The 10,028-nt window shown below is 46.6% G+C and carries 10 protein-coding genes and 2 pseudogenes; 6 read left to right on the forward strand and 6 right to left on the reverse strand.

The window, feature by feature from the left end; translation table 11 throughout:
- Window positions 1-32 precede the first annotated feature (32 nt).
- Complete coding sequence (locus tag MWU62_RS17925) at window positions 33-623, reverse strand: DUF1788 domain-containing protein (RefSeq protein ID WP_281494966.1); 591 nt, start codon at window positions 621-623, stop codon at window positions 33-35.
- A 17-nt stretch (window positions 624-640) separates the two neighbouring features.
- The gene (locus MWU62_RS17930; RefSeq protein ID WP_247116154.1) at window positions 641-1,258 is read right to left on the reverse strand and encodes a DUF1819 family protein; all 618 of its coding nucleotides are present in this window, start codon (window positions 1,256-1,258) and stop codon (window positions 641-643) included.
- Window positions 1,259-1,780: 522 nt separating this feature from the next.
- Between MWU62_RS17930 and MWU62_RS17935 the strand changes: the two genes are divergently transcribed.
- Window positions 1,781-2,149, forward strand: a complete 369-nt coding sequence (locus MWU62_RS17935) for a hypothetical protein (protein WP_247116155.1) — start codon at window positions 1,781-1,783, stop codon at window positions 2,147-2,149.
- A gap of 306 nt (window positions 2,150-2,455) precedes the next feature.
- Here the strand turns inward: MWU62_RS17935 and MWU62_RS17940 are convergent, their stop codons facing one another.
- Complete coding sequence (locus MWU62_RS17940) at window positions 2,456-2,725, reverse strand: hypothetical protein (RefSeq protein WP_247116156.1); 270 nt, start codon at window positions 2,723-2,725, stop codon at window positions 2,456-2,458.
- 496 nt (window positions 2,726-3,221) lie between these two features.
- Here MWU62_RS17940 and MWU62_RS17945 point away from each other — a divergent pair, with 496 nt between their 5' ends.
- Window positions 3,222-3,743 (forward strand): hypothetical protein, encoded by a 522-nt coding sequence (locus MWU62_RS17945; protein ID WP_247116157.1) that lies wholly within the window; start codon window positions 3,222-3,224, stop codon window positions 3,741-3,743.
- Window positions 3,744-3,758: 15 nt separating this feature from the next.
- Here MWU62_RS17945 and MWU62_RS17950 read toward each other — a convergent pair whose 3' ends face one another.
- Complete coding sequence (locus MWU62_RS17950) at window positions 3,759-3,977, reverse strand: hypothetical protein (RefSeq protein ID WP_247116158.1); 219 nt, start codon at window positions 3,975-3,977, stop codon at window positions 3,759-3,761.
- 159 nt (window positions 3,978-4,136) lie between these two features.
- On the opposite strand from MWU62_RS17950, the gene MWU62_RS17955 reads away from it, so the two are divergent.
- Both MWU62_RS17955 and MWU62_RS17960 read left to right on the forward strand, forming a co-directional pair.
- Window positions 4,137-4,865 (forward strand): hypothetical protein, encoded by a 729-nt coding sequence (locus MWU62_RS17955; RefSeq protein WP_247116159.1) that lies wholly within the window; start codon window positions 4,137-4,139, stop codon window positions 4,863-4,865.
- A gap of 311 nt (window positions 4,866-5,176) precedes the next feature.
- Window positions 5,177-5,371: pseudogene (locus tag MWU62_RS17960) on the forward strand (nucleotidyl transferase AbiEii/AbiGii toxin family protein); the annotation flags it as partial.
- Window positions 5,372-5,388: 17 nt separating this feature from the next.
- Here MWU62_RS17960 and istA read toward each other — a convergent pair.
- A pseudogene (gene istA, locus MWU62_RS17965) lies at window positions 5,389-6,855 on the reverse strand (IS21 family transposase); the annotation flags it as partial.
- A gap of 385 nt (window positions 6,856-7,240) precedes the next feature.
- Between istA and MWU62_RS17970 the strand changes: the two are divergent.
- Both MWU62_RS17970 and MWU62_RS17975 read left to right on the forward strand, forming a co-directional pair.
- Entirely contained in the window at window positions 7,241-7,444 is a 204-nt protein-coding gene (locus tag MWU62_RS17970; protein WP_247116160.1) for a hypothetical protein, read from the forward strand.
- A gap of 396 nt (window positions 7,445-7,840) precedes the next feature.
- On the forward strand, window positions 7,841-8,989 hold the full coding sequence (locus tag MWU62_RS17975; RefSeq protein WP_247116161.1) for a site-specific integrase: 1,149 nt from the start codon (window positions 7,841-7,843) through the stop codon (window positions 8,987-8,989).
- Between the two features lie 134 nt (window positions 8,990-9,123).
- On the opposite strand, the gene MWU62_RS17980 is transcribed toward MWU62_RS17975, so the two are convergent.
- Complete coding sequence (locus MWU62_RS17980) at window positions 9,124-9,300, reverse strand: hypothetical protein (protein WP_247116162.1); 177 nt, start codon at window positions 9,298-9,300, stop codon at window positions 9,124-9,126.
- Between the last annotated feature and the right edge of the window lie 728 nt (window positions 9,301-10,028).

The following is a 10,028-nucleotide window of genomic DNA, read 5'->3' on the forward strand; positions in this document are numbered from 1 at the left end:
CTTTGTAAAGGCGCCTCGATTTTTACGTCCGCTCAGGCTTCGTAATGATAGATATTGAACGCGCGGTAATACTTGTCGTCGTGAAGCTTTCCAAACAAATCTAGCGAGGCTCCCGTTTCGAGCGAATGGGTATAGGACCCTGGGAAAAACATTACTGTTGGTTTCTCTTTCGCCGTGCTTTGTAAGTTATTGAGCACGTTATGAGAACGGATATAAGGAAAGACCTCTCCTACGCCAGAGAGAAACAGCACGTCGAGCTCAGCAGTTTGTAGCTTCGCCGCAATGGCCGGCACAAGATGCGTCTCTGGGTCCAAAACACCCTGAAGCAGCTCCTTGAGCTGATCTTTTGAAACCGTCGGTTCGAGCTCAACAACCTGGCTCCATACGTCTCGTTCTTTCAGAAGCTCAACAGAGAGATCGTATAGATTGATGCTGAGAATCTTGATCCCTGTCTGCTCCAGACGATTGATCAACTGGCTTTGCAAGCGCTCCATTTCGACCGCTTCTTCGGCTCTATAAGGGCAGATAAAAAATGGCACTTCGTTGCCGAGCCCTTGTTTATTTAGAAATCGCTGTCCAGAAATAACGCTATGAAGGTGCTGAAACCGATCCTGCATCGGCATTCTGGCAATGTCTTTGCTCACAGTGACATCCCTTTGATATCAGATTCAAAAACGGGAAAGTAAAGAAATTCGTCAGGATTGTTCTCACGAATAAGCCCTACCAACTTGGGGCTGAGAATGACTGTATTGATCGTTTTCCCTTTGGTCACAAGCTCGGCCTCCCGGAGCATCCTGAAAGTCACCTGGCGCAGCTTGTCCCTTGTAGATGGGCTAGCTTGATCGAGCTCATCGTGCCATTCTGATTTTTTGTTGAAAAAAGCATCAAAATCTTCATAGGTTAGATCGATTTTCATCGACAGGAAACGCTCCCTTACAACCTCCACTGCAAAATCGGCGACGAACCGGTAAAGCCTGCAAATAGCTAACCACAGAATGTGTGCTTGATCCTGATGACCGCTAACAATAAGAAAATCCAGTTCTGCCTTGTTGAGTGTCTTTAACCGATCAATAATTTCGCGGCATACGACCTTGGCGGTACGCTCTGTTCTGGCCTGAAGCGCATTACGCTGCAGAGTCTCTGAGCGAGTGACTTCCCAGTCGCCCAACTCCCGGTAGAGCTCTGCCAGTTGCACGGATTCGTGATGGTGTAGGCTGCCAGAGGTGAAAGAGATTCGATAACGGTCGTTGCTTGCCATTCAGTTTGGGCACTTTTCTAGGTTAAACGCGGTAACCCATCAACTTAACTCTACGCGCACCCAGACTCAAATAATTCATCGCTTTTGTAAGCGTTATTCTGATAGCCAGGCACCTGAAATCCATTGATTATTCTCTGGATGCAAGTTCATAAGGTCTTAGCTTTTTTGAGGAGGTTTTGCATCAGGAGAGAGTCAAGATCCAGCATGTGCGTATTCGGTCGATTTACGACTGCTTTATCAGGGGAATCGCTGAGCTCACCAGGAGCTTAGCGGAAAACCCGGAAATCTCGTTTGCCAATCCACTTACCAGCTAGGTTAGAAGGTAGGCTGCTTCCTTTTTTTGATGGGCTCAATACTGCTTGATCTAACGAAAGATTCCAAGTTTCAAGATTATGATCTATGGCTATCAATGGCTCCACAGTTTTTCTCAGTATGCCCAGCTCTCACGGCTCTGAATTTGGACGAATTTCAGATTCCGCTAAACTGAACCAACATTGGAATCAGCTTTGGTGAGACACAGCTATGATTATTTTTTTGGTATTAATAGGTGGTGCGGTTGGAGTTTTTTTTGGGCCGATTGGCCTGATTGCCGGCGCCATTTTGGGAGCAATGTTTGCACATTCAATTTTTGATGAAAGCTACGAACCACAGGGTTTTGATGATAACCCGGATCATAGCTTCACGCTGTTCGATCCCGACTCGCCTAGACTGCAAGGAGATGATCTCGCTATCAATCCCACGACCGGGCTTCCGATGTTAGGTGGAGATATTGGTGGGATTGATGTCGGCGGCAATCCTTATGGATTTGATATATCCAATGATACGTCGCCATTTGATGAATCAATTTTTATAGACACCGGCTTCTCAGATGATCCGCACAGCTTTCTTTAAGCTGCAGTTCAGTGTACTTGAAGTGTACCCAGAGTGTACTTACGTACTTATTTTTCCGGTCTCTCATTAACGGAAATCTTGAAAAGTACACTTCAAGTACACTTGCGGTACACTCGGAGTAATTTCCCATTCAAACTATCTATTTAATCTCTATCAATAACACTCATTTCATCTTCAGGATTTATGCGCTAATTCCGGGTTTTCCATCAGGCCCTGGTTCTGGTGAAGCTATTATTCGAAAATAATTCACCCCCCCATGTTACCTATCCTATCTTGAGCACAGCCCCCTCCCCTCAGGTACAGACATTAGCTGTATCTTCGGGGGCCTAGGCCATGCTTTTTTCGAAACGCTGCACGCTCTGCATCTGTAAACTCTACGGTCTCCATAGCAGAGTTATGAACAAGGTCATCTTCTTCAGCCTTTTGATGCCCCCGCTGTAATCTTCCGATCACTCGCTGATCCTCTTTCAGGTGCCGGGCCCCGGTAATATCTAACAATGCGTTTTGCGCCTGAGCAATTAGCAGTAGTTTTTCTCCAATTTTTCGGACGGTGGAGAACTGAGTTTCAGCATGCATGATAGCGCTCTTCTCGGGCCTGGTGCATTTTGGGAAAAACGACATTGGAATCCTGTAGTCGACTAACTGGGACGTCGCGACTGGATCCGAATAGCGCCCATGACCACTGTATCTGCGCCAACGAATTACAACGGATAGCGAACCGCGCTCAATGCTCGGTACGTATGTCCAAAACTTGAACGTCGAATCTTTTTGTTTATGGAATTCTCGGCTCTGTTTATACTCATCAACGATATCATCAGAAATTATTACCAGACATCTCAATATCATATCAAAATCATCAGACCTCCGATCGCTTACATTATAAATTTCAGTCTTCAAAACAGCCCAACACCGATCAATATTCATACTTCACTCTCGCAAAAAATTGGCTCCCATAGATTACCTCAAAATAATTAATAAAATTCTCGTCTAATTACATTTTATTCGTGTTTTCACGCGTCGCATAACTTTAATTTTTGTGTAACATTAATACATTACTCAACGAGGAATTTTTATGTTCGCTATTACTGTTTACACTGACAACGAGAAAATCTTGATATTTATAAACAAGACACTGCTTGAGGACCGTAGTTTTGGTGCATTTTCAATCCATGAGACTCATAATGACCGGTATCTGCTGGTTTCCGACAACCAAGCCCCTGAAATCTTGGCGTACTTCACTCCTTGCTACACTAAGGACGAGGCCATTAATCTGGCGAAAGCAGGGGTTTCGGTTTTGGATGTGGATGAAATTATCGAGTCTATGCAGGAATGCGATCGAGCGGATTTTTTCAGGGAGCTAGAAAACGGGTGTGTTGATAACATTTTCGGTGGTGTGATTTTAACCAGACTAAATTCGAACCAAGATGACCCTCTCATGTGTGAGCCACTGCCGATAAAATTCGGGGTCTTACAACAAACCATTCTGCACCCGGCAGAACACAAACTGTTAAGAAACGGCCAGAGCCTCGCAATCAACATCACGATCAATACCAAAAAAATGATCATTAATCACAGCGGAGCTAGACCGGATTAACAGCCGTTCGGCGCTCTATTCCCTAGGATAGAGCGCCCCGTTTCTTACTAAAAAATCCTCTAGCGTTTTGCCAGGCTTCGAGGGCTCACTATCAGCCACCAGCCGCTCCATTCCCTCGACGATTAGACGCTTCGCAAACTCAGCGTCAGTTAAACCTAGCAGGCGAGCTTGATTACGAATCATCACTGGCAACGTTTCGCGGGCACCAAATGTAATCTCAATCGTCGTTTCCATGCCTATTGTCCCCACTCAAAAAATGCCGCACTAGGTCGCCGTTCTCGGCAACACCGAATCGACCACAACGTAATAAAATGTAATCTAGGTACCTGAAAACAAAAATACTCGGTAAATTAGCTGCCACAAGCTCACTAACCATAGAAAATTCTGACGATCATGACCACTCGCGAGGCGCAGATTGCGCAGTTTATTGACCGCCATTACGAATACCGTAACACCCCAATAGCTCTGGAAAACTATCTCTATAACGAGACCAAACTGAGCAGCTCCGCCATTCGCGTTTTCTTGGAGTACTGGAGACTCGGAAAAATGGAGGGCAGCTGGCAATGTAATATCAGTGCCGAGAGCCTGCAGGAGCGTCTCCAGATCTCGCGATCATCCGTTGAACGCGCAAATCGTGCTCTGGTCGACGCATCATTGGTACACCGCGTGAACAATGGAAAATCGAGCCTAGATCCGTTTCGTCAACGAGTATCAACAACAAAAATTCTATTTCCTAAAAAGCTACTACAGTATGTTGCGCGCGAGCGCTATCGCGGCGACCTCAAATCTGATCCCAAAAAAGACCTGCTGAGTTTCGCAAAAAGTCTGGCTGACGAACAGTCAGTCGCGCCGCCTGATAAACGTCTAATAGAGATCAAAACTGCTCGACGAATGCTCAATGGTGAAAGGGACTTAAGCCCGGATATCAAACGTTTCGCCGCCCAGGTGTCTTGGAGTATTCTCTATGGAGACATGCCAGTGGAAGCATACGGTTCCGTGGATAAGGCCATTAATGCAGCCATTAGCCTCATACGTAATGGGCGGTGGACTGAACCGAGAGGCATGAAAGACCACCATCAAAACTGGAGCTATTCACCTAATCTTGAGGTTGATGTGTTCTAGATGCTGTTCGATACCACTGCACGAGCGTGTTCGTATGCTGCTCGGGGAGCGCGCATCCCGGCTTACAGACTCCTCTTTTGTTCAGGATTACAGAACACGTAATTAACCGCAGGTTCATTCGGACACTAAGTTCATAAACTCGAACGTTCACGGCATTAATTGACGTGAACTCTAGATAAATCAAACCGCTTCTTCCCATGATGGAGCGCAACGATGCGCTAGATTCGATTAAATAATCTCTCCGAATTGGCCGAATTAATCCGACTCGGATTTCGTGGTGCTCCCGCTCACGGTCGGTTCGCAACGAACACTCTCAGATCAAAATTGAACTATCACCCATGCCGCGGGGCACCGTTTGCGAAACCAGTGTTATCTCTGTCTGCGAGGGTCTGGAGGAAGAGTTTGGATTTGCAGAGATTCAGGTAGTTCAAGTTGCAGACCTATATACAGGAAAAATCTGTGTAGCCTTGGATCGGCAGCACCCCAGGGATCTATTCGATGTGAGGGAGGGCTAATGTTCCCACAGCTTATCGCGATTAGTTTGGAGAATGGCCTTGATGTGTTTCAACCGGTTCAGGCCTTCCCTGTTGGCGATATGGCAACTGGCATTCAGGCGTTGGCTGGAGTATGCCTTATTCAGGTTAAGTAACCCGAGACAGACTCGGTAGGCCTGTTCTGGGTGTGCCCGCTCATCCAGTCGATCACTAATCCAGGCCAGAGTGTCTGGCCCAATATCTTGGGCCCAGTTTTTTAAGCGGCCAGGCGTCCACTGCTGGTTCTTTCTGTTACCGGTAGGCAGGTGCTTGGGCTCGGTAGTGATACCAAGCCGATGGCTGCGAGGGTGGCTGGCGATCAGTTGCCGTTGGAAGAAGATCTGCACCAGATGCTCACTGGCATGGATCTCCACCTGCTCCCCCACATACCGATGCGGTACCGAGTAATGGTGTTGGCTAAACTCAATGTGGCAATCAATGTTGACCCGGCAGCGTCGGATATCGACGTACTCATAAGGGCTTCTGGGCAAGGCCCTCAGGACGGGCTGATCGAGCGCCGCGAAGGCTTCCTGCCGGTTCCCCGGTAGACGTTTGAACGGACGGCTGTTTAGGTCGTCCAGCAAGTTATGGATGCATTGATTCAAGTCCCCTAGGGTGAAAAACGTGTGGTGGCGTAATCGGGACAGTATCCAACGCTCAACGATCTGGACCCGATCTTCCGCATTTGATTTACCTTTGGACTTGCAAGGCAGCGTTGGCATCATCGCGACCTGGTAATGAGTCGCGAGTTGCTGGTAGCTATGGTTCGTGCTCGGGTCGAGCCGACACGTTTTGTTAACACCTCTGCGTGAGTCGCCCCGCACCACCGTCCTTGGTATACCTCCGAAGAATTCAAATGCCCTCACATGACTCAGCAGCCAACTCTGTAATTCCTTACTCCAGGTGGCTTCTGCGTAGGTGTAACTGGAAGCACCCAACACGGCAATAAATACTTGAGCTAAGCGGATTTCGCCGGTTTGTGGGTTGATGATGGGGACAGTAGGACCACAGTAATTAACGAAACATTTTTCACCGGCCTTTTGAATGTGGCGCATGGAGCGCTTTTGCTGCTTCAGCCAGTAGCAGTAGCGATGACAATATTGAGAGTAGCTGTAATACCGGTTGGGGTATCGAGCCGTATATTCCTCCCATAGCGATTGTTTGGTCACACCTTGGCGTTTGAGCTCCTGATGCACGTTCGACCAGTCAGGCATCTGATAGCGGGAAGCTGAAATGAGATCAGAGCGGGGGTAAAACATCGCCTTCAGGCGACCATCGTCCAGATCCTTTGGCAAGGGCCAGGTCAACTCACAGGCATCCGCCCGGGCCAAGATCTTATAAGTTGCACCAACACTAATCTTGGCTGCAACGCTCGTCTGCCGAATTGAGAGCCCGACTGCCAGCCTTAGCCGAAGGACCTCTCTGATTTGGCGCATTGGTGTTCGCTTCGCTGGCATAACTCTGATTCCGAAAAACGAACAGAATAGCAAACAATCTGATAAAGGTGTTCACCTTGCTCCAGAACAATCGTTCACGTTCGTCCAGAATTTATACTCATGACAGGCTTGGGCATACTCGCAGGCCCAAGTGTCTGAAAATGAAGAGCCCGAGACCCTCAAAATTGGCGGCCTCGGGATCGTCGCCAAAGAAGGAGAAATAATACTAATTTCCTCATAATACAAATTATCTTATTGTCCCATCCACGACGAAAAAATAGGCAGTACCCAAAAGTATTGTCTTGTCTCTACTACAGAGTGGCCAGTTCCCGCTCTCCCATCTGCTTGCTCAATCAAAACAATGTTGTAGTCTGAACTGGAACTCAATCCCATCCAGGAGAACCACATGCGCAACATTCAACCCCTGATGCAAGAGATCCGAGATATCGCTCAAGAAGCAGAAGAGTTTCATGAAGTAGAAATTTCGCTGCTTATCAGAACGCATAGAGGAGAGCAGTCACAATTCATTCGGCTTCATACTCAAAAAGAAACAAACAATAAGTTAAATAAAGACGATTTATTCCAGTCCAACGGACCAAAATGGTTTTAGACATTCAAATTCAAAATAATAAAATTCATGAATTTATTAAAATACAACTAAACCCTTATGATCTTTCCTATTTATCTATCTGCTTGGTGAAAACTTTAAATGTAGTATAATAAAAAAATGAAAACAGAATGCAAACATTTAAAAACAAAGCAAATATGCTTACTAAACCAAGGGTGTAAATCTCATGAGCTCAATCAATGAAGCACTGAACAACTCATCAATAAATATTGACATGGAGTCGTTAGACTGGCTCCCTCATGTACGGGTTTGTGAAATTTTTGGAAAAAAACCTCTGTGGGCCAAGGGTAAAATTCGCGCGGGAAAATGGAAGCCAGGCGAACAATTTGTTCATGACCCTGACGGTCAAATTTGGGTTTCAATTAAAGGTGTAAAGCAATGGCTACTAGGGAATTTCCAACAGGCATCCGCCCCCACGGATCAGGTATTAAAATTAGATTCACGTGGGAAGGAAAAAGGTATGAGCCAATCTGGCCGCGGAAACCAACCAAAACAAACATCAGGCAGGCAGCCCGTTTACGAATTGAGCTCACGAACAAAGCCCGATTCAAAACACTAACATGGAAGGAACTTGCGGAATATTTTCCGCAGTTCGACCAGCCTGAATACGTTAATAGTAACGTTCCACTATTCAGCGAGTATGCTCAAATGTATCTAAATACCGCCTCTGTTTCTGAAGGAACCTTGGACACATATAGAAAAGCACTAATGAAGTACTGGCAACCTCTATATGCAACTCGTCCAATTGATTCATTTACCGTATCTGAATTAAAACAAGATGTTGCAGAAATTGAATGGAAATCCATGAAGACAAGAAACAATGTTTTGATTCCTTTACGACAAGTATTTGAGATGGCAGTTGATGATGAGGTAATTGAGCGCAACCCTGCAGAAAAGATTAAGAATATGAAGCATCAAAAGGCAGAAGTCGATCCTTTTACATCTAAAGAAGCTGAAAATATAACCAACTACTTATACGCCAACAATGCTGGACCGGAACTAATCTATGCTACCTATATACAGTTTGCATTCTGGACGGGAATGCGAACTTCTGAAATGCTGGCTCTAACTTGGAATGACATTGACTGGAATCGCGGTGCGGTAAAGGTAAGCAAAACCCGTATCCGAGGCCAACTAAATCACCAAACAAAAACAAATAGAGCTCGGGAAGTTTTTTTGAACGACAAAGCTAAAGAGGCACTTTATGAAGCAAAAAGATTGACCTATCAATTTGGTGAGCAGGTTTTTCGAAGCCCGAGAACAAATGAGGCATGGCTTACGGACAAACCACCCAGGGTAGTCTTCACAGCAGCTCTAAAGGCGCTGGGCATAAGACACCGACGAACCTACAACACGCGCCATACTTACGCCACCCAATGCCTGATGGCCGGAATGAATCCGGCATTCGTGGCGAACCAACTTGGCCATAGCGTTATCGTCCTGCTAACAACATATGCGCGGTGGATAAATGGCGAGGAAAGCAACCGAGAAATGGATAAATTAAAAGTGGTTCTCGAAAAGACTTGATTCACCCCAACCTTTTTGTTCGTGTCCTGCCCGTAGATCGCAGTTTTGGCGGAATTCGGGCACACTAGCCCCTCGCCAGAAAATCTTTTCCAACTGTTAGAAGATTGTTGAACGCGTCCAGCAAGTTCAGCCGATTACTGTTTTGCGCTCCCTGCGCTCATCCCGCGTTTGAACCCCGAGATAACCAGTGTCGCCGAATACACGCTGCTTCTCGCTCTGGAGAAGGCTCCCGCGAGCACAATGTCGTAGTTGTGAGTGACGTCAGTAATTCTGCCTTCGCGCAGCATCAGGCCGTGTGTCTCCAGATGCATGCATACCCCTTTGACCACGCGGTTGCCCAAACCATGGGGCTTCAGAAAATGCCGGAGCTTGAGAATAGTAATTTATTCCCACATCTTATTTGGCTGCAGGTTCGGAACGTGCCGTACAGATTGGATCTCGCATAGGTTGAATCTGGTAAGGAGCGTCTTCCATCGCCGGGGCACCTTCTTCTCCAACTGCTTCCAGGGAACCTGTTTGCCCGTCAGCTCCAGAACGATCTTGCGACAAGTTTTGGGCTGCTAGCTCTTGCATTCGGCTTCGCAGAAAATGATTTAGCTCCTGATAGTAGTGTAACCTATCAAAATGCCGTTGATTCTGGGTCCTATTTAGAGGTTTTCCGATGTCCCAAAACTTGTCCCAATCGGACTACGGCACCGCACCCCCTCGCACGTAACCATTTGATTTACTGTGCGAGAGCGGGCGAGAAAGCGTATAAAATAACTTCAAATCCTACCGTCCCGACCATATTCAACGCATAAAGGCACATCTTCGGATGTGCCTTTTTCGTTTCTGGACATCAGGCTAGATATTCCATATTGATCTGATTAAATTATCTATTATTCTCTCCGGTTTTAACTGAACTTTGGTAGCTTACTCCTCATCAAATTATCTGGTTTAGGGGACCCCCTCTGTCAGCCTAGTTGTCCAGTTGGCGATTTCGCCTGAATTTAACCAATCAGGGGCGGCATGGGAGCATTCATGCCACGTTATTCCGAAG

Origin of the sequence: Marinobacter sp. S6332, from assembly GCF_023016045.1 — a bacterium.
Taxonomy (GTDB): Bacteria; Pseudomonadota; Gammaproteobacteria; order Pseudomonadales; family Oleiphilaceae; genus Marinobacter.

Bases quoted from the DNA above. Each gene is read 5' to 3' on its own strand.
- MWU62_RS17925 (WP_281494966.1), bottom strand. From the start codon at position 623: ATGCCGATGCAGGATCGGTTTCAGCACCTTCATAGCGTTATTTCTGGA.
- MWU62_RS17930 (WP_247116154.1), bottom strand. From the start codon at position 1,258: ATGGCAAGCAACGACCGTTATCGAATCTCTTTCACCTCTGGCAGCCTA.
- MWU62_RS17935 (WP_247116155.1), top strand. From the start codon at position 1,781: ATGATTATTTTTTTGGTATTAATAGGTGGTGCGGTTGGAGTTTTTTTT.
- MWU62_RS17940 (WP_247116156.1), bottom strand. From the start codon at position 2,725: ATGCATGCTGAAACTCAGTTCTCCACCGTCCGAAAAATTGGAGAAAAA.
- MWU62_RS17945 (WP_247116157.1), top strand. From the start codon at position 3,222: ATGTTCGCTATTACTGTTTACACTGACAACGAGAAAATCTTGATATTT.
- MWU62_RS17950 (WP_247116158.1), bottom strand. From the start codon at position 3,977: ATGGAAACGACGATTGAGATTACATTTGGTGCCCGCGAAACGTTGCCA.
- MWU62_RS17955 (WP_247116159.1), top strand. From the start codon at position 4,137: ATGACCACTCGCGAGGCGCAGATTGCGCAGTTTATTGACCGCCATTAC.
- MWU62_RS17970 (WP_247116160.1), top strand. From the start codon at position 7,241: ATGCGCAACATTCAACCCCTGATGCAAGAGATCCGAGATATCGCTCAA.
- MWU62_RS17975 (WP_247116161.1), top strand. From the start codon at position 7,841: ATGGCTACTAGGGAATTTCCAACAGGCATCCGCCCCCACGGATCAGGT.
- MWU62_RS17980 (WP_247116162.1), bottom strand. From the start codon at position 9,300: ATGCATCTGGAGACACACGGCCTGATGCTGCGCGAAGGCAGAATTACT.